Here is a 21,931-nt window from a genome sequence, read left to right on the forward strand (position 1 = left end):
GCCGTCACCGCCAATGACTCCGCCGCCATCGTGCGCGCCAAGGCCGCCCTCGACAAACTCGACGTCGCCGAAGGCCTCGCCGAGCTGGAAGGCTCCGCTGCCCGCGTCGCCGTTGACGAAAAGCGCATGATCAACTGCCGCGCCGACCTCAACCAACTCGTGCCTTTCAAGTACGACTGGGCCTGGCAGAAATACCTCGACGGCTGCGCCAACCACTGGATGCCGCAAGAGGTCAACATGACCGCCGACATCGCGCTGTGGAAAACCCCAGAAGGCCTGACCGACGACGAACGCCGCATCGTGATGCGCAACCTCGGCTTCTTCTCCACCGCCGACTCCCTGGTTGCCAACAACCTGGTACTGGCCGTATACCGCTTGATCACCAACCCGGAGTGCCGCCAGTACATACTGCGCCAGGCCTTCGAAGAAGCGATCCACACCCACGCCTATCAGTACTGCATCGAATCGCTGGCCATGGATGAAGGTGAGATCTTCAACATGTACCACGAGATTCCATCGGTTGCGAAGAAAGCGGCTTGGGGCTTGAAGTACACCCGTTCGATCTCCGATCCGAAGTTCGAAACCGGTACCGTCGAGACCGACAAAGAGCTGCTGCGTAACCTGGTGGCGTACTACTGCGTACTGGAAGGCATCTTCTTCTACTGCGGCTTCACCCAGATCCTGTCCATGGGCCGTCGCAACAAAATGACCGGCGTGGCCGAGCAGTTCCAATACATCCTGCGGGATGAATCGATGCACCTGAACTTCGGTATCGATGTGATCAACCAGATCAAAATCGAAAACCCACACTTGTGGGATGCCGAGATGAAGGAAGAAGCGACCCAGATGATCCTGCAAGGGACTCAGCTGGAGATTGAATACGCTCGCGACACCATGCCACGCGGCGTATTGGGCATGAATGCGGCGATGATGGAGGACTACCTCAAGTTCATCGCGAACCGTCGTCTGTCGCAGATTGGGTTGAAGGAAGAGTATCCAGGGACGACTAACCCGTTCCCGTGGATGAGCGAGATCATGGACTTGAAGAAAGAGAAGAATTTCTTTGAGACTCGTGTGATCGAGTATCAGACTGGTGGGGCGTTGAGCTGGGATTAATTCCTGAGCCAACTAAAAAGCCCTGACTTGTTCAGGGCTTTTTTGTATTTGCAGAGTGCCAAATCCTACAGTCGCGTAGGAAATTTCGTGGACGTGCTAGTGGCCACTCAGTATCGTCCGAGGGTTTTCTACCTTCGGCGGCTGTATGGATACGAAAAAAGCTAAGACTGGCTGGAGTGACGACGAGCTTGAAGCCTCAGTCGACGCTTATTTGAGAATGTGGGCGCTTGAACAGAACGGAAAAGCCTTCAACAAATCGGTCGAAAATCGACTGCTACGCGAGGGGCCACTGAGGCTGCGTAGCGCTTCGTCTGTCGAGTACCGCATGCAAAACATATCAGCCGTAATCGAGCTAATGGGCCTGCGGTGTATCACTGGATACAGGCCTGCAAAAAATGTCGGAGCCAGAGTGAATGAGCGTATTCGCAAAGTATTGGTTTCGAAAATAGGCCTCTATCCAGAGATTGATATCGCTACGGCAGATAAACCGCTACCTGGAAGACGCCCCAGTGTCTCGAAGCCCCTACTTCAAATAGAGCCGCAGGGCATTCTTAATCCACGGCAACTATTTACTGTCAGCATTTCCTTTGCACGCGCGCTCCATGTACGAAAGCAGGTTCGACGGCTAGCAAGTGGTATTTGCGAGGGTTGCGATAAGCCGGCACCGTTCATAGGTGATGACGGCGAGCCATTTCTTGAAGTACATCACGTCAAGCACCTCGCCCAGAAGGGTTCGGATCGCGTTACCAATGCTGTAGCCTTGTGCCCCAATTGCCATCAGCGTTGTCACCGGTCGAGTGACCGGGATGTTTTCACCAAAGGGCTTTACTCCAAAATCAACAGATTGATACCGGAGTAAACTCCTGCTGTCACAGCAGATGCACCTTCCAAAAAACAGTAGATAGGACCGAGACCCGCCCGTGAACCCAGACATGCTCGAATCCGGCCCCTTGGATGCCAAAGTACTCTCCGTCTTTGACTTCGACGGCACCCTGACCCATCACGACAGTTTCGTGCCGTTCCTGAAGTTCGCCTTTGGTAAAGGCGAGTTCATGCGCAGGATGGTGAAGCTGGCGGTGCCTGGCGCGCAGTTTGTGTTGCGCGTCATCAGCCGTGATGAGCTCAAGGCGCAGTTGATCCGCACCTTTATGACCGGCGTGGACAAGGCGTGGGTTCAGCAGAAGGCTGAAGCGTATTGCCAGGCCTATTGGAACAAGCTGATGCGGCCAACCGGGCTGCAATCGGTGGCCGATGAGTTGAAGTCCGGGGCGGTGGTGACGTTGTGTTCGGCGTCGCCGGCGTTGGTGTTGCAGCCGTTTGCGGATCGGCTTGGGATCAGGTTGATCGGCACTGAGCTTGAGGTGGTTGACGGGGTGTTGACGGGCAAGCTCACGGGGAATAATTGCCGGTGTGAGAATAAGGTGCTTCGGCTTGAGGCGGTTTATGGGGATTTGGGGGAGTATCGGCTCAGGGCCTGGGGCGATACGCGCGGGGATCGGGAGTTGTTGGCGGCGGCGCAGGATGCGCATTTTCGGCATTTTCATGCGAAGAAGAAGCGGGCCAGGTTGCAGCGGTGATGTGGGTGGATGGGGTCTGCGGGTAGACCGAGGTGATCCCATCGCAGCCTCGCTGGGGCTCGACAGCTCCCACAGGTGATCTCTGTACATCCTTAGGGCTAGATTGGCGCTTTGAGATCCACGCCTAGTGCCGTTGCGAAGGCTTTGACCAGCGGGCTGCGCGGGGCGTTGTGGCGCAGGATGAGGTTGAACGGTGTGCTCAGGTGGATCTGTTCCGGGCATAACACGCGCAGGCGCCCTTCCCTCACCAGCGGCGCGGCGTAGTGTTCCGGGAGGAAGCCCAGGAAGCGGCCCGTGAGGACTAGGATGGCGACGGCTTCTACCTGTGAGGCCGAGGCGGACTGGCTGTCGTAGCTGACGAAGTTGGCCTTGTCGCTGTGGATCGCGTAACGATGGTTGACCACTTCGTGCTGGCGCAAGACATCTGCGTTGATGTCCCTCGCTTCAAACAGCGGATGCCCGACCGCGCAGTACGCATGGGACTTTTCTTCGTATAGCGGGAAATAATCGAATTCTTCCCGCCGCTGGTACACCGGGACGATGCCGACAATCAGCCGCCCTTCCACCACGCCCCGTTCAACTTCGTCCAGTTGCGAGGCATGTAGGCGTAATCTTATTTTTGGCGATTCTGTATGTAATTTTCCCAGCGCTTTAATCAGCGGCGAATTAACGTCAGAGACGGTGTTATCAATAACGCCCACACTAAGGTCGCCGATCAGTTCGTTCTGTGCCGAACTAAGCTTGTCTCTGAAACTGTCTACCGAGGCAAATAACTCAATGGACGCTTGATAGACTAATTTGCCTTCTTCGGTCAGGCCAAACCCTTCCCGCCCCCGCGTACACAGGCGCATGCCGATGCGAATTTCCAGGTCGGAAATCTGCTTGCTGATTGCCGCCAGGCCCACGTTCAGCTCATTCTGCGCCGCGCTGAAGCCGCCGGCTTCGACCACAGCCTTGAACACCCGCAGCAATTTGAAGTCCAGGCCGCTGAGTTGCAGGGGCGGTCTTGTGCCGGGTTTTGGCGGTATGTTTCCAGAATTGGAAAGTGGGGTTTCCATAATACGTGTTGACCTCAAGTGCCATCTTCAACAGGCTTTGACCTACTCCATGAACATCGCCGGGCGGCAATAATGAACATACTTAACCGCCCTTGGCAACCTTGAATATAGCGGGTTGAACGGCTTTTACCGGCTGATTTAACGCCCATAAAAACCTGACACTTCGATCAGGACTTTTCGTTTTGCTACTGCCCTCCGAATCCATAAGGCCAAGCCACGTCCATCGGGCTTGTCACTTCTAAAAACAAGCGTGAGGAACACCATGTCTCAGCCCACCGATCGCCTCTGGGGTGCTCGCTTCAAGTCCGGCCCGTCTGCTGCTTTGGCGGCGCTGTCCCGTTGCCCTGAGCGCTATTTTCGCCTGACGCCCTACGACCTGGCCGGCTCCCGAGCCCATGCCCGTGAGTTGCAGCGTGCCGGGTTGCTGGATGAGTCGGAAACCTTGCGCACCCTGGAAGCACTGGACCGGATTGGTGAGGACTTTGCCGCTGGCCGCCTGCACCCGACGCTGGATGACGAGGATGTGCACACCTTCATCGAGCGGGTGTTGACCGAGCGTTTGGGCGCCCTGGGCGGCAAGTTGCGCGCCGGGCGTTCGCGCAATGACCAGACGGCCAACGATTTGCGCCTGTTCCTGCGGGACCACGCGCGCACCATCACCACCGAGGTGTTGAGTTTGCAGCAGGCGCTGGTGGACCAGGCCGAGCAGCATATCGAGAGCATCTGCCCGGGTTTCACCCACTTGCAGCAGGCGCAGCCGATTGTGTTCGCCCATCACTTGTTGGCTCATGCGCAATCGATGCTGCGGGATGTGCAGCGCTTGGTGGATTGGGACGCGCGTACGGCGTTGTCGCCGTTGGGTGCTGCGGCGATGGCGGGTTCGGCAATTGCTCGCCAGCCGGAGCATTCGGCCAAGGAGATGGGTTACACCGGGCCGTGCGAAAACTCTATCGATGCTGTAGCCAGTCGTGACCACGTGGCGGAATTTCTGTTTGTGGCGGGCATGCTCGGGGTGAATATTTCACGGCTGTCGGAGGAGTTTTGCCTGTGGTCGTCGCGGCAGTTTCGCTGGGTGCAGCTGGACGATGCCTACGCCACCGGTAGCTCGATCATGCCGCAGAAGAAGAACCCGGACATTGCCGAATTGGCGCGGGGTAAAGCTGGGCGCTTGATTGGCAACCTGACCGGGTTGATGTCCACGCTTAAATCCTTGCCGCTGTCGTACAACCGCGATTTGAGTGAAGACAAGCACAGCGTGTTGGACAGCGTGGATACCTTGCTGCTGGTGCTGCCGGCGATGGCAGGGATGGTCGCGACGATGAAGGTGCAGGTGGAAGAGCTGCGGCGTCAGGCGCCGATGGGTTTCACCCTGGCGACTGAGGTGGCGGATTGGTTGGCCACTCGTGGTGTGCCGTTCAAGGAGGCCCATGAGATTACCGGCGCGTTGGTGCAGGCCTGTGAGAAGCATGAGATTGAATTGTGGGAAGCCTCGCCGGCGTTGTTGGCGGAGGTGGATACGCGGCTGACGCCGGAAGTACGTGAGTGCCTGACCCTGGAAGCAGCGATTGCGGCGCGCAGTGGTTGGGGTGGTACGGCGCCGGAGCGGGTACGGGAGCAGATTGGGCGGTTGAAGACTGCGTTGGCTGTGCAGCAAGAGTGGGCACAGAGTTACACCGGTTTTCGGATTTGAGACAGCTTCACTTGTAGGAGCGAGCTTGCTCGCGAAAAACTCAAGAACGCCGCTGGGTGTCAGGTTTCCAGCGTTATCGTTCACGACCATCGCGAGCAAGCTCGCTCCTACAGGGTTAAAGATCGTTCCCACGCAGAGCATGGGAACGATCAGTGTATTCAGTTGTTTTGGAGAGTCACCATGAAACAAACCCCGGCAGAGCGCTTGCAAGCGGAGCGCCAGCAGACCGAGAACCAGTTCGACATCACGAAGTACGAGCATGTGCCCCGTCGCTATTACGGTCGCATGGTGTTCGCCACCTTGATCGTGGTCGCACTCGCCGCCCTGTTGCGGGCATTCGCCAACGGTCAAATCGAATGGTCCTACATCGGTCAGTTCCTCACGTCCGAGGCGATCATCTGGGGCCTGGTGAACACCATCATCATGTCGATCCTGGCCATGGCGCTGGGGGTGGTGATCGGGGTGATCACCGCGATCATGCGCATGTCGGCCAACCCGATCCTGCGTTACGTGGCCATCACCTACACCTGGCTGTTCCGGGGCACGCCGCTGATTCTGCAACTGCTGTTGTGGTTCAACCTGGCGCTGATTTTCCCGGTGATCGCGATTCCCGGGCTGTTCAGCATCGACACCGTGGACCTGATGACGCCGTTCGTGGCCGCCCTCCTCGGCCTGAGTATCAACCAGGGCGCCTACACCGCTGAAGTGGTGCGCGCCGGCCTGTTGTCGGTGGACACCGGCCAGTACGAAGCCGCCAAGTCGATCGGCATGCCGAGCCTTCAGGCGCTGCGTAGGGTGATTCTGCCCCAGGCGATGCGGGTGATCATTCCGCCTGTAGGCAACGAGTTCATCAGCATGGTGAAAATGACCAGCCTGGCGAGTGTGATCCAGTACTCGGAGCTGCTGCACAACGCGCAAAACATCTACTACGCCAACGCCCGGGTCATGGAGCTGCTGATTGTTGCCGGCATCTGGTACCTGGCGGTGGTGACTGTTCTTTCATTCGGTCAGAGCCGCCTCGAGCGTCGTTTTGCCCGCGGCGCCGGCAAGCGTTCGTAAGCCCTGACTGAGGAGATTTGCCCATGAGAAGCATCGTCAAGGCCGTGAACCTGAACAAGTATTACGACCAGTATCACGCGTTGCAGGACATCAACCTGGAAGTCGAACAAGGCGAAGTGCTGTGCATCATCGGCCCGTCCGGTTCCGGAAAAAGTACCCTGCTGCGCTGCGTCAATCAGCTGGAAAAAATCGACAAGGGCGGCCTGTGGGTCGACGGCGAGCTGGTGGGTTACCGGGTCGTCGGCAACAAGCTGCATGAGTTGAATGAATCACAGATCGCTCGTCAGCGCCTGGCCACCGGCATGGTGTTTCAGCGCTTCAACCTGTTCCCGCACATGACCGTGTTGCAGAACATCATCGAAGGCCCGTGCCAGGTGCTCAAGCGCTCACCCAAGGAAGCCACCGAGGACGCGCTGGAGTTGCTGGCCCGGGTTGGCCTGGCAGACAAGCGCAATGCCTACCCGGTGGAATTGTCCGGCGGCCAGCAACAGCGTGTGGCAATTGCCCGTGCGTTGGCGATGCGGCCCAAGCTGATGTTGTTTGACGAACCCACGTCAGCCCTCGACCCGGAGCTGGTAGGAGAAGTGCTGTCGGTGATGCGCGATTTGGCCACCACCGGCATGACCATGATTGTGGTCACCCATGAATTGGGCTTCGCCCGCGAAGTGTCCAACCGCATGGTGTTTATGGATGCCGGCCAGATTGTGGAAGCCGGCAGCCCTGAAGAAATTCTAATAAGCCCACAAAACCCGCGTACCCAAAGCTTTATTTCTGCCGTTCGCACTTAATTAAAAAACTAACGAGAACGCCCCCATGAAAAATCTGTTTCTTCCAAGTTTGCTCGTAGGCCTGATGGCCTCCACTTCGGTTTTGGCGGCATTGCCGGCAGCGATCAAGGACAAGGGTGAGATCAGCGCGGCCATCGTGCCGAACTACCCGCCGATGGATTTCAAGGACACCGCCACCAACAAACTCACCGGCCTGGACTTTGACCTGGGCAACGCCCTGGTCGAGCGCCTGGGGGTGAAGATCAAGTGGCAGGAAACCGGCTTCGAACAGATGCTCAGCGGCCTGACCACCAAGCGTGTGGACATTGTCCTGTCGGGCATGAGCGACACCGCCGAGCGTCAGAAGTCGGTGACCTTCATCGATTACTTCACCAGCGGCCCGCAGTTGTACACCCTGGCCAAGCGTGAAGAGCTCAAGGAATTGACTGACCTGTGCGGTAAAAAAGTCGGCACCAGCCGACGTACGACCTGGCCGTCGGAAATTACCGCGTGGAGCAAGGAAAACTGCGAAAAGGCCGGTAAGCCAGCCATCGTGGTGATTGGCACCGAGGGTTCGGCGGATGCGCGGGCGCAGTTGCAGCAGAACCGTCTGGATGCCGCGATGCAGGGCAGTGAAACCATTCCTTACCTGATGGCGCTGGACAAGGGTAAGTACAAGCCGGTGGGTCTGGCGATTTCCAAGCAGTTCACGGGGTTGGGGATTGAGAAGAGCAATACCGAGTTGGTCACGGCCATCAGTGAGGCGTTGCAGGGCATGATTGACGATGGGACGTACGGCAAGATTTTGAAGAAGTGGGATCTGGAGCAAGGTGCGGTGGAAAAAATCAGCATCAATGCCGGCCAGTAACTCGATCTAAATGTGGGAGCGGGCTTGCTCGCGAATGCGGTGGATCAGCCAGTACATTTGGCACTGACACACCGCATTCGCGAGCAAGCCCGCTCCCACACTTGATCTTCATCGCCTTGAAAAAAGAATAAGGACATCCGCCCCACCGTGGCCACGTACTCCCTGGTAATCCGCCGCCTGATGATCTGCTCGGTGACCATCGTCGTCAGCCGCGCCATGACCAGCCCGTTGCTCGCGCTGTTGCTCAGCACCCGCCTGGGCCTCAACCAGCAAGACATCGGCTTGCTGATGGGCATCGCTGTGTTCATCGCCACGCTGCTGGGCCTCTACGGTGGTTACATCATCGACCGTCTGGAAAAGCGCAAGCTGCTGATCCTGGCGATGCTCTCCAGCTCCATCGGTTTTCTGTTGCTGACCTTTGCCAGCAACCTGTACCTGACCACCCTGACGCTGGTGATCACCGAAGCCGCTTCGGCGCTGTTCCTGATCGGCTCCAAGGCGATCATCAGCGAGAACCTGCCGGTGGGCCAGCGGGCCAAGGTGTTTTCCCTGCGCTACACCCTGACCAATGTCGGCTACGCCACCGGCCCAATGCTCGGCGTGGTGATTGCCGGCCAGATGCCCCTGGCACCGTTCCTGATCGCCAGTGCGATTGCCTTTGGCAGCCTGTTCCTGATGATCGGCATCCCGCCGACCCAGCGCGACGAAAGCAATAAACCCTTAAGTTTTCTCAGCACCCTGAGGACGCTGCGCAGTGATCGCACCTTGATCCTGTTTACCAGCGGCAGCCTGTTGAGCACCATTGTCCACGGGCGCTACACCCTGTATCTGTCGCAGTTCCTGCTGGTGGCCTACAAGCCGGAGAACGCGCTGAAAATTCTCTCCGCCGTGCTGGCGTGCAACGCCATCACGGTGATCCTGATGCAGTACCAGATCGGCCGCTTCCTCAAGCGCGAACAACTGCGCTACTGGATCGTGCTTGGCACCTCGCTGTTTATTGCCGGTTTGATCGGCTTCAGCATGGCGGACGGCCTGGTGTCGTGGTGTATCGCGATGTTTGTGTTCACCCTCGGGGAGATGATCATCTACCCCTCCGAGTTCCTGTTTATCGACACCATCGCCCCGGACGCCCTGCGCGGCAGTTATTACGGCGCACAAAACCTGGCGGCATTTGGCGGGGCACTGAGCCCGGTGATCTGCGGCTACCTGCTGATCAATGCATCGCCCGCCTCGATGTTCTATGTACTCAGCGGGCTGACGGCGGTGGGTGGCACCTTGTGTTTCCTGAGTGGCCGGCGTGTGGTGGTCCGTGCGTAATTTCTACTGATATTTGCGCAATATCCCGCTATTAATAGCGAAATCTCTCACGGACCCGAGCCCTATGAAATTCGACACGGCCTACAGCCTGAGTCTCGACGACAAGCTGTCGATCTATGACGTGCGCGACCTGAATTTCGACGAAACAGCCGCCTTCGATTCCGACAAGGACAGTTTCCTGTGCCCCAACGATGAATGCCGGGCGGCGTTTGCGGCGGGCAATGTGTTGGGCACGTTCAACGCGAAAAACGTCAACTACCTGCGCACGCCCCACTTCAAGAACATCCCCAGTACCCGGCATATCGAAGGTTGCCGTTACGCCAGCCGCCATGCCGGAAAAGGTGAAGCAGAGGATGGGCCGGAGGAAAATTTCCCGTCGGAATTAGTGCTGACGCGACGCCAGTACGAACGCAAGACACCGATCATCGGCGCCGAGGGCGACACCCCACAAGAATCACCGAAAACGCCGGCAACCCGAAACGCCTTGTCTCACAGCTCAAGCGACACCACCCCGGACAAGACCAGCGTCTTTGCCCACCCGGTGGAATGCTACGTGTCGAATATCGGCGACAAAGACAAGCTCAAAAGCATGCCCTTGAAGATCCGCGATCACACCGCGACCTACTGGACGTTTTTCAAGAAGATCGAATACCTGCAAGACAACAAAGGCCTGATCTACTGGGGCAAGATCAAAGAGATCAAGGACTACACCAGCAGCTTTCGCATCGACTTCGAAAAGAAGGCCTGGCTCGACAAGAAGCCCTATTCCATCAACGTTTACTTGAGCAAAAAACTGATCGAGAACTACCGCAAGCGCAAGGCGTTCCTGGAGCAGATCAAAGCCGCGGTGGACAGTGATCGAGCGCTGTATTGCTTCTTCTACGGGGTGACGCCGGAGCTGAGACAGGTGCCGAGCAAGAAAAACCCCGAGCAGACGTTCGGGGTGTTCAGTGCCAATATCGAGAACCTGGATCACCTGATTATTCGCGAGGCGCCGGGGTTGGAAGAACGGTGATGCGACTCCAGTTCAGGCCCTTCGTCTGAATAGACGGTACTTTTCACGGGCAAGTGCGGCGCCAGCAGGGTCCAAGCCGCCTACCGTGACCAACCAATGAATCAGCATTTCCTCATCCGGCCAATGAAGTCCCTTCACATCTTTCAAGCTTCGAGGCGTATGGTTGATTCGAGCGTCGTAATGCAGAGCGCTCCAAGACGCTGCGGCAAGATCCACGCCTTCTGCGTCCATCTCAAAATTTCGCAATATTTCGTTGATTTGAGTCTGCGCACTCCGATCACCCCGCTGCTGCAGGCAGTACGACTCGACCAAGCTGACGAATTGCTGCCCAGGCACCGACGGATCAACCAAATCCAAAACATCAGACTTTAAGGCAAGATCCACAACACCACTCATCCAGCGATTAATAAAGGTGTACACAAAGCTATCGGCGTCGGCCTTTTTCATATCAAAAAACAGCATGCAGTAGCGGGTTTTCAGATGTATCGCCAACAGCACATGTTTACGTTGCACCGTCGCGGCATGGACCAGCCACTCATGAGAGTCGGCGTACAGGTCATCGCCCTGCCTCTCCTCTGGCGACGTTTTTTGAACCGGGGAAATTTTTTTGCCTTTGCGAACCCGGCTAAAGAAATCGGCAGCCGCCTGAGTACAATTAAAACTTAGCATCAAGGTATTTCCTGAACATTTTTACTGAAGTTAAAGACAAGATTCTCGGTCGTCTGATACGTGTTCAGCAACCCACTCGATTTCATAACGCTGCCTGACCGCGTAGCTGATAGCACTCAATGTTTCTTCGCTTAATACCGACAACTCTGAATCACTCAATAAATCAAGGCTGATCATTTGTGCAAGGCTCTCCCAGGCTCTCGAACGACTGTAGAGATTAAACGTGCGGACGACATCGTTATCGCGATCCCGGGTGAGGCGATACAGCGTCCTGTACCGAGCCTCGGCAGACAGCGTTTCGCGCTCGCTGATGGTCTTTGCATCAGCCAGTACGCCTAGGTGAAAGCGCTCAAGCGCCAACGCCCTGAGGACTTTGAACTTCTTCCAATCGCTTTCGCAAATGGACATCACATTCCCCCATCACTTTCTTTTGAACAGAGAAGTAACCCTAGCCCGCGACTGAAAGAACGCAAAATCCACTTGCGTCAGACCAGCATGCTCACCATCACCACGCCCAACAACCCGATATACACCCGCGCATGCAGTGCATCCGGGATGCGGCCGATCCACGGTGCCGCCAGGCGAATACCCAGCAGCGAACCCACGGTGAGGATGGCAAACGCCAGCAAGTCGATATAGCCGACAAACCACGCACCCAATTCCACCTTGGCGAATCCTGCCATGAGCATGTAGGTAAACGTACCGGCCAGCGCGACCGGCACGCTCAACGGGTTAGCCATGGACGTGGACTGGGACATGCTCAAGCCGCAACGGCGCAACAGTGGCACGGTCATCACGCTGCCGCCCACGCCCAAGAAGGTGGCGATCAGGCCAATGGCGATGCCGCCGCCCGTTACTTCCGCGCCGCTCAGGCGTCGCGGCTGGAGTGTGTCGTCCTGGCTGAGAAAGCCCCTGCGCAGCAGGCAATCGACGATGGTAACCGCCAGGTAGGCGATAAAGGCATAACGCATGAAATCGCCGCTGGCGAACATTGCAGCCCCTGCGCCCAGCACGGCGCCGATCCCGATGTATCCGCCCAACGGCCACAGGTAATGGCGAATCAGATTACCTTTGCGACGGTGTTTTCCGGTGGCGAGCAGCGCATTGACGATCATCACGCAGGTGGAGGTGGCGACCGCGATATGCATCGCCGACTCACTCACGCCCGCGTCGTGGCTGAGCTTGAGCATGCCGTACAGCAACGGCACCACCACAAACCCGCCGCCGAATCCGAACAGCACCGCCGTCACGCCGGTCATGCAGCCGAACAGCGCCAGTAGTAGATAGAACATCAAGTATCGCCTTTGGCATCAGGGAGAGCTGTCGACGATAGAGATTCAACGCTTGGCCCGCTTGCGCAAGTCGGCCAATAATAGGCGAGATATTGCCACTTCCGGAATCAGTTCCATGCGCAACGCTTCCATCGCTCAACTGGACCTGACACCCCGAACGGTCGTGGCAATCGGCACCGACTATCCCCACGGCTATCTGCTCAAGCGCCACAGCCATCGGCGCGGGCAGTTGTTGTATGGCGCCACCGGGGTGATGCAAGTCAGCACTCAGGAAGGCAATTGGGTTGTGCCGCCCCAGCGTGCGGTGTGGATTCCCGCCCAGGTGCCCCATGAAGTGCTGATGCTCGGTGTATCGACGCGCAGCCTGTATATCGAACCACACGTGGTCACCGACTTGGGTGCCAACTGCCACGTCATCAGCGTTTCACCACTGATGCGCCAGTTGCTGATGGAGGCGGTGGAGATGCCGCTGGAATACGACGAGGCCGGCCGCGACGGTACGCTGGTCAGCCTGCTGTTGCATGAACTCGCCCGCGCCACGCACTTGCCCCTGCATATCCCGCTGCCGGAGGACCCACGCCTGCTCGCCCTGTGCCTGGCGTTTCTGCAGCGGCCGGACGTGCACCAGTCGCCGCTTCAATGGGCCGAACAATCGCACCTGAGCCTGCGCACCTTCAGCCGGCACTTTCGCCAACAAACCGGCTTGAGTTTCGTGCAATGGCGCCAACGAGCCTGCGTGGTGCAGGCCCTGGCACGCCTGGCCAGCGGCGAAACCATCACCCGGATCGCCCTGGACCTGGGCTATGAAAACCCGGCGGCATTTTCCAGCATGTTCCGGCGAGTGCTTGGCCAGTCGCCGAGCACTTACCTGGAAGGAGCGAAATAGAGCAGCGGCGACCCTCTCGAAAAAATCCAGTTGATGAGCGGTAGAAACAACTGTACAAAAACACAGTATAGTTTGCCTTCCCCCGTCGAACCTGGAGAAAGCCCATGTCCTCTCTGGCAATGAGCAACACCGTAGAACAGCAGATCGTCCTTCATCAATTCACCCCACGGCACAGTGTTCAGGCCCGCCTGATGCTGGGCTGGAGCCGGGAAGACCTGGCCCGGGAAGCGGATGTGGAAGTGGACGCCCTTCAACGTTTTGAAAGCCATGCCGATGTGGACGATGAAGTCCGCCTGAGTGTGGCGTTTCGTCTGGAGGCTGAAGGGTTGGTGTTTTTCCCGGGGTTTGCACCGGGGTGGGGGATGAATGTGCGGGGCCGCGCCAGCACTCCGGCACAACCGGCTGCCAAAGGGATCATCTCCCGGTTTCTGGATTCAACAGCGGCATCCATTGACCCAACAACACCTCAGCCCAATGGTGCGTAGCGCGCAAGGCCATCAACTCACGCTTGCAACTGCAACGCCCGACGGATCATCTGTGGCGGCTGGCCAAACGCTCGCAGGAAGGCTCGACGCATGCGCTCGGGGTCACCGAAGCCTGTCTCCCGGGCGACGACGTCGATTGAGTGACTGCCGGATTCGAGCATCAAGCGCGCGGCTTCAATGCGCAGGTGTTCCACCGCCTTGGCCGGGGATTGGCCGGTTTCGGCGCGGAACAGTCGGCTGAATTGGCGCGGGCTGAGGTGTGCCGCTTCGGCTAGTTGCTCTACGGAAAGGTCCTCGCGCAAGTGCCCTTTGGCCCAGGCCAGGGCGGTTTGTACGCGGTCTGACTTTGGGTCCAGTTCCAGCAACGCCGAGAACTGCGACTGGCCACCGGCACGGCGATGGTAGACCACCAGTTTTTTCGCCACGTCGCGGGCCACCTCCACGCCCAGGTCGTGCTCTACCAACGCCAGGGCCAGGTCGATGCAAGCGGTCATCCCGGCAGATGTCCAGAGCGGGCCATCGACGGTGAAGATCCGGTCTTCTTCCAGCTTTACGTCGGGGTAGCGCTGGCGAAACGTCATGGCGTGGTACCAGTGGGTGGTTGCCTTGCGCCCTTCCAACAGCCCGGCCGCTGCCAGGTGAAAAGAACCGGTGCAGGCCGACGTAACCCGGCGCGACGCCGTCAACGACGCTTGTAGATACGCCACCATGCCCGGGGTGGGCTCGAGTAATTCGTTGTCCCCCAGCACCACGATCGTGTCGTAGTCCTGCTGCCCGAATGCCAGGCTATCAATGGCAAAGCCCATGGAGCTTTTGATCGGCCCGCCATGCTCCGACAGCAAATCCACGCGGTAGAACGGTCGTCCGACCACGAAGTTGGCAAATTCGAACACGCTGCTGGTGGACAGGCTCAGCACCTGGAAACCGGGAAACAGCACGATACCGACGGACACCATGGCCAAACCTCATGTCTCTAAAAGAGGGATATATGACATTGCAGCCACCACATTACACCCATAATCTTGGTTCCAACAAGGCCGATCCCCTCCCCGGCCATTTGGAGCAACTGCCATGTCGCAACACAAAGGTTATGCCCTGATTACCGGTGCTTCGTCAGGAATTGGCGCGGTGTATGCCGACCGCTTGGCCAACGCTGGCTACGATCTGATTCTGGTGGCCCGCAACCAGCAACGCCTGGAGCAGTTGGCAACACGCTTGAAAGCCAGCACCCAACGCGACATTGAAGTGATAGCGGCCGATCTCAATCTGCCGGCCGACTTGGCGCGTATTGCCCAGCTCGCGCAGGACGACAGCCGTATCAGCCTGCTGTTGAATAACGCCGGAGTGGGCGCCACAGCTTCGCTGCTGGAGTCGGATGCCGACAAAATGGACGCGATGATTCTGCTTAACGTACTGGCGCTGACCCGCCTGGCCAAAGCAGCGGCAACCAACTTTGTCGCCCAGGGCCGCGGCACGATTATCAACATTGGCTCGATAGTCGCCCTCGCGCCCAAGGTGCTGAACGGGGTATATGGCGGCACCAAGGCCTTCGTTCAGGCCTTCAGCGAATCGTTGCAGCATGAGCTGAGCGACAAGGGCGTGGTGGTCCAGGTGGTACTGCCGGGCGCCACCGCCACGGAGTTCTGGGACATCGCCGGCCTGCCGGTAAACAACCTGCCGGAAGCCATGGTAATGACCACGGAAAACCTGGTAGACGCTGCCCTCGCCGGCCTGGCCTTGGGCGAAGCCGTGACGATCCCGTCTCTGCCGGACAGCGCAGATTGGAACACCTACGAAAGCGCGCGGCTGGCCCTGGGCCCTAACCTATCGCGCCGTGAACCCGCCGCTCGCTATGGCTTGAAGTAATCCGGCCCGGCGCAGGCTCGGTGTAAACCGGTTTTCGAGGGATGATTGCATCCTGTTATCGGGACGGCCGTAGGCCGGAAACAGCCTGCAACTCAGTGGCGGGATGGCATCTAAATAGCCATCACCCGCCGACGTGTTGCTCGTTACCCGCATGCTCGACTTCCAGCCACCAAGCCTGCCCGCGCTCTGGTTGATTGAGCAGGAACACCTGCCCCATCGCCGGCGTGGTGATCGACACATTACGCTCCCACGCCAGCGCCATGATGCGGTCGAACGGTTCGTGCCATGCGTGAAACGCCAGGTCGAAGGTACCGTTGTGGATCGGCAGCAGCCAGCGGCCCTTCAGGTCGATATGCGCCTGCAGGGTTTCTTCCGGTTGCATGTGAACGTGGGGCCAGTCGACGTTGTAAGCACCGGTTTCCATGAGGGTCAGATCAAAGGGTCCGTACTGCTCGCCGATGCGCTTGAAGCCCTCGAAATAGCCAGTATCGCCGCTGAAGAAGATCCGCCGCGGGCCGTCGATCATCACCCACGAGCACCAAAGTGTCTGGTTACCGTCGAACAGGCCACGCCCGGAAAAGTGCTGGGCCGGCGTGGAAACAAAACGAATCCCGTCGACTTCAGTGCCCTGCCACCAATCCAGCTGCCGCACCTTGCTGGCGTCCACGCCCCACTTGATCAGCGTATCGCCCACACCCAGGGGCGCGAGGAAATAGCGGGTCTTGTCCGCCAGTTGCACCACCGCCTTGTGGTCCAGGTGGTCGTAGTGATTGTGGGAAAGAATCACCGCCTCGATCGGCGGCAGGTCCTCAAGGCTGATTGGCGGCTGATGAAAACGCTTGGGGCCGGCCCAGCTGAACGGCGATGCGCGCTCGGCAAACACCGGGTCGGTCAGCCAGAACTTGCCGCGCATTTTCAACAACACCGTGGAGTGCCCCAGGCGAAATACGCTGTGGTCAGGGGCAGCAAACAGTTGCTCACGGGTCAGCGGTTGCACCGGGATCTCACCCACCGGCCGCGTGCTGCGGGGCTTCTGGAAGAGCATCTTCCACATGATGCCCAAGGTCTTGCCCAAGCCGCCATGCTGGATGGGCTTCTGATTGGTGAAGTGACTTTGCTGCTGTTCGGAAGACTTGGGCGCTGAAGAAGAACTGTCGAGACGGGTTGAGATCGTGGCCATTACCGAGGAACTCCTGCAGACTGCTCTAAAAGTTACACTGCACAGTGTAGTTTCTAGATTGCAACAAAACCGGTAGCAAGTAAACTACCGAGTGTAATTTTCCTTTCAGAGCCGAAATCCCCCATGACTGCACCTCAGCGCCTCACCGACCGTAAACGCGAAGCCATCGTGGCAGCCGCCATCGCCGAGTTTCGGGACAACGGTTTCGAGGTCACCAGCATGGACAAGATCGCCGCCACTGCGGGGGTTTCCAAGCGCACGGTGTACAACCACTTCCCCAGCAAGGAAGAATTGTTCGCCGAGATCCTGCATCAACTGTGGGCCAGCAGCGTTGCGCAACTGGACGTCAGCTATGCCAGCGACCGCCCGTTGCGCGAGCAATTGCGCGGGTTGCTGCAAGCCAAGATGAAGATGATGTCGGACGCCAACTTCCTCGATCTGGCCCGTGTGGCGATTGCCGCCACCATCCACTCGCCGGAACGCGCCCAGGACATGGTCAACCGCCTGAGCAAGCGCGAAGAAGGGTTCACCCAATGGGTGCGCGCCGCTCAGGAAGATGGCCGGTTGAGCTGCACCGACCCATGCTTCGCCGCCCACCAAGTGCAAAGCCTGCTCAAGGCTTTCGCCTTCTGGCCACAGATCACCCTGGGCCAGCCGACCCTGGACGCCGCCGCTCAAGCGGACGTCATCGAGTCGGCCATCGACCTGTTCCTGGCGGGCTATGAGGTCGTGCCGCAGCACTGATCTGTTGCAGGAACGACATCCAGGGTCGTTTTTTGCTGATTCGGCGTGTGTCCTTTGCAAATGGCCTAGAAGGACACTGATTATTCCCACGGGAATAACTGACAATATTCACACGGATTATCCGACCAGTGGTTTTCCCGATCACGTGTGCCGTTGTACCTGCGGAAAAAAGAATCGACCCAGGAATTTATGGAAAACCAACGAGGCAAAGGGCTGTCATTTGCCAGACGTATCTACAAGCCAAGGATCATCGGCTTGGGCATCGGCTGCATCAGCGTCATCGCTGCGCTTTACCCACTGCAAATGCCAGGCTGGGTCTGGGCGTTGCTGCTGTTCAATGGATTTGGCTGGGCGCACCTGGCGTACCAACTCTCGACCCGTTCCGACTTCCCCTACAAGGCTGAGCGACGAAACCTGCTCTACGACTCGCTGCTCGGCGGGTTTTGGGCTGCCACCACGCAGTTCACGCCCCTTACCGCCGTGACCATCCTGTCGATGATGGCCATGAACAACGTCGCCGCCGGCGGCAAACGCCTGTTTCTCCACGGCATCGTGGCGCAACTGGCGGGCATCGGCGTGGCATGGCTGTTATTCGGAATCAGGTTCAATCCCAGCGTCAGCCTGGTCCAGGTCTACGCTTGCCTGCCGATGCTGACGTTGTATCCCATGGCCCTGGGCATGGTTTGCTACCGCCTGGCGATCAAGTTGTCGGAACACAAACGTGCCCTGAGCGCCCTGAGCCGCACCGACAGCCTTACCGGCCTGCTCAATCACGGCTCGTGGAAAGACCTGCTGCACCTGAAGTTTCACAAGTGCCAGCAACAAAATGCCCACGCCACCATCGCGCTGATCGATATCGACCACTTCAAGCAAATCAACGACAGCTACGGGCACATCATCGGTGACCAGGTCCTGCGCCAACTGAGCCTGGAACTGCGTCGCAACCTGCGGGAAAACGACCTGGCCGGGCGTTACGGCGGCGACGAATTCTGTGTGATTCTTCCGGACATGCCTCTGGAGCAAGCGGCGCAAGTCATGGAGCGCATGCGCGAAGTGTTCAGCAACTACCGTCATCCGGAAATCCCCGAGCTGCGGGTCAGCCTGAGCATCGGCCTGGCTTCGTTCCAACCGGCCTTCACCGACGCGGCCATGTGGCTCAACGCGGCGGACCGCGCGCTGTATGCGGCCAAGGACACCGGCCGTAACCGGGTGAATGTCAGCGACTATGTGGTCGCCCATAGCGCCTGAATCCCGCCGACTGCACCTCGTCTGAATTAAACGCGACCATCACCAAGCGATAGCATAATGCCGCCATTGGTCGGCGACTATAGAACTTCTTGCCCCCATAACGACTCAGAACCCGCTGTTCCACCCCTCTGTCAGCACAAGGAAGCTGGCAATGAGCACGTTTGCCGTAGGCTTAAGCCATACGGTGGCAGGCGCCCCCATGGATACCCCTGACGCTTGCTTCCCCCGAGCACACGACCATGCTATTCAACGCCCATAAAAAAACCATCAGTACCTTGCACGCCACCATTGCCCAGCAAGCCAGCCTTCTCGAAGCCATCGACCGCTCCATGGCGGTGATCGAATTCGATCTGCAAGGCACTGTCCTGCGGGCCAACGAGAACTTTCTCAAGGCCATGGGTTACAACGCCGATCAAGTCGTGGGCCAGTCCCACCGCCTGTTCTGTACCTCGGCCTTTGCCCGCAGCGCCGAATACGCCCAGCTGTGGACGCAACTGCGCAACGGCCAGTTCCAGTCCGGCACCTTTGAACGAATCACCAGCAGCGGCCAGCCGATCTGGCTGGAGGCCAGCTACAACCCGGTGCGTGACGAGTCCGGCAGCGTGGTGAAAGTGGTGAAGTACGCCATGGACGTCACCCCGAAAATGCAGGCCGAGAGCGAAGCCAACGCCAAGTTGCAGGCCATCGACCGCGCCATGGCGGTGATCGAATTCAACCTCGACGGCACCATCATCAGCGCCAACCAGAATTTCCTGCATCGCATGGGCTATACCCTGGCTCAAGTCCAGGGCAAACATCACCGCATGTTCTGCAAACCCGAGCTGGCCAACAGCAGCGCCTACAGTGATTTCTGGCGACGGCTGAACCAGGGTGAGCTGTTCAACGGCCAGTTCGAGCGCATCGACAAAAACGGCCAGGTCCTGTGGCTGGAAGCCAACTACAACCCGGTGTACGACGCCAGCGGACGCCTGTGCAAGGTGGTGAAGTACGCCTCCGACGTCACGGCCATGGTGGAGAAACACGCCGCCGATGCGCAAAGCGCGACCCAGGCTTATCACATCTCGCTGCAAACCCGGGACATCGCCGAAAAAGGCGCCGAGGTGATCCAGCAGACCGCCACGGGCATGCGTGAGATTGCCGCCAACATCGACGGTTCTTCCGCGCTGATCGCCAAGCTGGGCGAGCGTTCGCAGCAGATCACCGCCATCGTCAACACCATTCGCGGGATTGCCGACCAGACCAACCTGCTGGCCTTGAACGCTGCCATCGAAGCAGCACGCGCCGGCGAACAAGGGCGCGGCTTTGCGGTGGTGGCCGATGAGGTCCGGCAGTTGGCGGCGCGCACCAGCGGTTCAACGGCTGAGATCTCGTCGATGATCGAGATGATCCAGACCGAAACCCGCCAGGCCATCGACAGCATGGACGGCACCCGCGACCGCGCCGCCCAGGGCGTAGAGCTGGCCAACCAGGCCGGCACAGTGATCCTGCAGATTCGCGAAGGCGCCAGCGAGGCGGTGCAGGCCGTCAGTGCGTTTGCCAATGAACGGGGCAACCGGTAAGCGACAGGCTTCTTCATGTGCCCGGTCAAGGGCTCGGTCTATAGTGGTGGCTTGTCTTACGCCACGGATTCGAGCCCGCCATGACCCCGGATAAACCTGAAGCCAACGTTGACCATCTGCGTTTTCACCGTAAACACGCCCATCTCGCGCCGACCTTTGGCAACGACACTTTTGCGCTGAAAGCCGAAGCCTTCGCGCGCTTCTTTGGCACGCCGACGTTCCTGGGGGCGCAAACGGCAATCGTGATTTTGTGGGTCGTGCTCAACGTGACCGGTATCACGCACTTTGACGTGTATCCGTTCATTCTCTTGAACCTGGCGTTCAGCCTGCAATCAGCCTATGCCGCGCCTTTGATTCTGCTGGCCCAAACCCGCCAGGCCGCACGGGACAAGGCCCAGTCCGACGCCGACGCCCAGCACCGCGAAGCCCTGGCCGTGGCCAACACCGAACGCCAGGCCCAGGCGGCGCAGACCACCAAGCAATTGATGGAACTGCTGGAACAGAACACCAAGCTCACCGAGATGACCAAGCAACTGACCGAACGCATCGAAGGGTTGACCACCGAGATGCACGAGCACTTCGTGCGCAAGACTTAATGGGGCAAGCGCACATGCTGGCCCAGCTGATCAAATAACGTCACCACCGAGCGCAACGCCCGGCAATCAGGGCGCGTGAGCAGCCACAGGGCTGTGTCGTGCCCCACCAGCGGCGGGCTCAACGGTTGCAGGCCTGCGCCCAGCAAGTAATCCGGCAACGCAGCCACGCCGAGCCCGGCGCGCACCAGTTCGGTCACTGAGACCATGCTGTTGCAGCGGTAGGCCGGCATCACTCCAGGCAAATGCTGGCGCCGCCAGGTGACGGTGGGATGATCCGGCAGGAAGTCATCCGGCGCGATCCAGTTCAGGGCAGCCAGCTCCTTGCCTGCATACTGGCGGGCATAGTCGGCGCTGGCACACACCCGATACGACACCGTGCCCAGGCAACGTCCTACCAGATGTTCGGGCGGAGCCTTGGTCAGGCGCAAGGCGATATCCGCATCGCGGCGGCTGAGGTTGGCAAAGTCATTGGAGGTGCTCAGCTCCAGGGTCAGCGCCGGGTAGCCGGGCATGAAGTGCGCCAGGGCCGGCAGCAACAGTGACTGCAACACCGAATCCGTGCACGTCAGGCGCACCGTGCCGCTGATCACTTCACCGCCCTGCTCGACCCCAACTCGTGCAGCTTCCAGCGCCTGTTCGGCACGTTCAGCTTGTTCGGCGAGGGTGGTGGCCAAGGTGGTGGGCAGGTAGCCGGCGCGGCTCTTTTCGAACAGTGTCTGGCCCAGCGCCGCCTCCAGCCGCCGCACCGCGCGAAACACCGTCGACACATCCACCCGCAGCAACCCCGCTGCACGGGCAAGCGTGCCGCCTCTCACCAACGCGAGGATCAGGGAAAGGTCGGAGTAATCGATCTGATAGTGCGTCGCTGCATTGAACATGTGGGCCAACGCCAATATTGATTGCGTGGACGCCAATCTATAGTGAGCGCCAGGACTCAAC

General features: G+C 58.9%; 23 protein-coding genes. 16 read left to right on the plus strand and 7 right to left on the minus strand.

Going from position 1 to position 21,931, the window contains the following annotated elements:
* The 3 genes from AU074_RS22705 to AU074_RS22715 all read left to right on the plus strand — a co-directional run.
* Positions 1–1,116, plus strand: a 1,116-nt coding sequence (locus AU074_RS22705) for a ribonucleotide-diphosphate reductase subunit beta (RefSeq protein ID WP_143503645.1), incomplete at its 5' end; no start/stop codon positions are given.
* 145 nt (positions 1,117–1,261) lie between these two features.
* Positions 1,262–1,975, plus strand: a complete 714-nt coding sequence (locus AU074_RS22710; protein ID WP_076016610.1) for an HNH endonuclease signature motif containing protein — start codon at positions 1,262–1,264, stop codon at positions 1,973–1,975.
* A 73-nt stretch (positions 1,976–2,048) separates the two neighbouring features.
* The gene (locus tag AU074_RS22715; protein WP_076016611.1) at positions 2,049–2,693 is read left to right on the plus strand and encodes an HAD-IB family hydrolase; all 645 of its coding nucleotides are present in this window, start codon (positions 2,049–2,051) and stop codon (positions 2,691–2,693) included.
* Positions 2,694–2,791: 98 nt separating this feature from the next.
* Here the strand turns inward: AU074_RS22715 and AU074_RS22720 are convergent, their stop codons facing one another.
* On the minus strand, positions 2,792–3,751 hold the full coding sequence (locus AU074_RS22720) for a LysR family transcriptional regulator (protein WP_076016612.1): 960 nt from the start codon (positions 3,749–3,751) through the stop codon (positions 2,792–2,794).
* 262 nt (positions 3,752–4,013) lie between these two features.
* On the opposite strand from AU074_RS22720, the gene argH reads away from it, so the two are divergent.
* From argH to AU074_RS22750, 6 genes are all read left to right on the plus strand, one after another.
* Complete coding sequence (argH, locus tag AU074_RS22725) at positions 4,014–5,441, plus strand: argininosuccinate lyase (RefSeq protein WP_076016613.1); 1,428 nt, start codon at positions 4,014–4,016, stop codon at positions 5,439–5,441.
* Between the two features lie 180 nt (positions 5,442–5,621).
* On the plus strand, positions 5,622–6,500 hold the full coding sequence (locus tag AU074_RS22730; RefSeq protein WP_063027828.1) for an amino acid ABC transporter permease: 879 nt from the start codon (positions 5,622–5,624) through the stop codon (positions 6,498–6,500).
* Positions 6,501–6,523: 23 nt separating this feature from the next.
* Positions 6,524–7,288, plus strand: coding sequence for an amino acid ABC transporter ATP-binding protein (locus AU074_RS22735; protein WP_003211502.1), 765 nt, complete (start codon positions 6,524–6,526; stop codon positions 7,286–7,288).
* Between the two features lie 25 nt (positions 7,289–7,313).
* Entirely contained in the window at positions 7,314–8,135 is an 822-nt protein-coding gene (locus AU074_RS22740) for an ABC transporter substrate-binding protein (RefSeq protein WP_076016614.1), read from the plus strand.
* Positions 8,136–8,282: 147 nt separating this feature from the next.
* Positions 8,283–9,452 (plus strand): MFS transporter, encoded by a 1,170-nt coding sequence (locus tag AU074_RS22745; RefSeq protein WP_076016615.1) that lies wholly within the window; start codon positions 8,283–8,285, stop codon positions 9,450–9,452.
* Between the two features lie 64 nt (positions 9,453–9,516).
* Complete coding sequence (locus AU074_RS22750; protein WP_076016616.1) at positions 9,517–10,467, plus strand: hypothetical protein; 951 nt, start codon at positions 9,517–9,519, stop codon at positions 10,465–10,467.
* 12 nt (positions 10,468–10,479) lie between these two features.
* Here the strand turns inward: AU074_RS22750 and AU074_RS22755 are convergent, their stop codons facing one another.
* The 3 genes from AU074_RS22755 to AU074_RS22765 all read right to left on the minus strand — a co-directional run bounded on the left by AU074_RS22755 (position 10,480) and on the right by AU074_RS22765 (position 12,428).
* Positions 10,480–11,136: a hypothetical protein gene (locus tag AU074_RS22755; protein ID WP_076016617.1), complete on the minus strand. Its 657-nt coding sequence runs from the start codon at positions 11,134–11,136 to the stop codon at positions 10,480–10,482.
* A 30-nt stretch (positions 11,137–11,166) separates the two neighbouring features.
* A complete protein-coding gene (locus tag AU074_RS22760; protein WP_076016618.1) occupies positions 11,167–11,544 on the minus strand; it encodes a hypothetical protein in 378 nt (125 codons plus the stop codon).
* A 77-nt stretch (positions 11,545–11,621) separates the two neighbouring features.
* Positions 11,622–12,428, minus strand: coding sequence for a sulfite exporter TauE/SafE family protein (locus tag AU074_RS22765; RefSeq protein WP_076016619.1), 807 nt, complete (start codon positions 12,426–12,428; stop codon positions 11,622–11,624).
* Between the two features lie 115 nt (positions 12,429–12,543).
* Here AU074_RS22765 and AU074_RS22770 point away from each other — a divergent pair, with 115 nt between their 5' ends.
* Both AU074_RS22770 and AU074_RS22775 read left to right on the plus strand, forming a co-directional pair.
* Positions 12,544–13,314: a helix-turn-helix domain-containing protein gene (locus tag AU074_RS22770; RefSeq protein WP_076016620.1), complete on the plus strand. Its 771-nt coding sequence runs from the start codon at positions 12,544–12,546 to the stop codon at positions 13,312–13,314.
* A gap of 104 nt (positions 13,315–13,418) precedes the next feature.
* Entirely contained in the window at positions 13,419–13,799 is a 381-nt protein-coding gene (locus tag AU074_RS22775) for a helix-turn-helix transcriptional regulator (protein WP_063027818.1), read from the plus strand.
* Between the two features lie 17 nt (positions 13,800–13,816).
* Here the strand turns inward: AU074_RS22775 and AU074_RS22780 are convergent, their stop codons facing one another.
* Positions 13,817–14,755, minus strand: coding sequence for a GlxA family transcriptional regulator (locus tag AU074_RS22780; RefSeq protein WP_076016621.1), 939 nt, complete (start codon positions 14,753–14,755; stop codon positions 13,817–13,819).
* 115 nt (positions 14,756–14,870) lie between these two features.
* On the opposite strand from AU074_RS22780, the gene AU074_RS22785 reads away from it, so the two are divergent.
* Entirely contained in the window at positions 14,871–15,665 is a 795-nt protein-coding gene (locus AU074_RS22785; protein WP_076016622.1) for an SDR family oxidoreductase, read from the plus strand.
* A gap of 121 nt (positions 15,666–15,786) precedes the next feature.
* Here AU074_RS22785 and AU074_RS22790 read toward each other — a convergent pair whose 3' ends face one another.
* Positions 15,787–16,845, minus strand: coding sequence for an MBL fold metallo-hydrolase (locus tag AU074_RS22790; protein ID WP_076016623.1), 1,059 nt, complete (start codon positions 16,843–16,845; stop codon positions 15,787–15,789).
* Between the two features lie 123 nt (positions 16,846–16,968).
* On the opposite strand from AU074_RS22790, the gene AU074_RS22795 reads away from it, so the two are divergent.
* From AU074_RS22795 to AU074_RS22810, 4 genes are all read left to right on the plus strand, one after another.
* On the plus strand, positions 16,969–17,589 hold the full coding sequence (locus AU074_RS22795) for a TetR/AcrR family transcriptional regulator (protein ID WP_076016624.1): 621 nt from the start codon (positions 16,969–16,971) through the stop codon (positions 17,587–17,589).
* 189 nt (positions 17,590–17,778) lie between these two features.
* Complete coding sequence (locus AU074_RS22800) at positions 17,779–18,837, plus strand: diguanylate cyclase (RefSeq protein WP_076016638.1); 1,059 nt, start codon at positions 17,779–17,781, stop codon at positions 18,835–18,837.
* Positions 18,838–19,076: 239 nt separating this feature from the next.
* On the plus strand, positions 19,077–20,396 hold the full coding sequence (locus AU074_RS22805) for a PAS domain-containing methyl-accepting chemotaxis protein (protein ID WP_076016625.1): 1,320 nt from the start codon (positions 19,077–19,079) through the stop codon (positions 20,394–20,396).
* An 80-nt stretch (positions 20,397–20,476) separates the two neighbouring features.
* Complete coding sequence (locus AU074_RS22810; protein ID WP_076016626.1) at positions 20,477–20,992, plus strand: DUF1003 domain-containing protein; 516 nt, start codon at positions 20,477–20,479, stop codon at positions 20,990–20,992.
* Here the strand turns inward: AU074_RS22810 and AU074_RS22815 are convergent.
* A complete protein-coding gene (locus AU074_RS22815) occupies positions 20,989–21,870 on the minus strand; it encodes a LysR family transcriptional regulator (protein ID WP_076016627.1) in 882 nt (293 codons plus the stop codon). The two genes, AU074_RS22810 and AU074_RS22815, sit on opposite strands and share 4 nt — an antisense overlap.
* Positions 21,871–21,931 lie beyond the last annotated feature (61 nt).

This window comes from Pseudomonas sp. ATCC PTA-122608, from assembly GCF_001952855.1.
Classification (GTDB): domain Bacteria; phylum Pseudomonadota; class Gammaproteobacteria; order Pseudomonadales; family Pseudomonadaceae; genus Aquipseudomonas.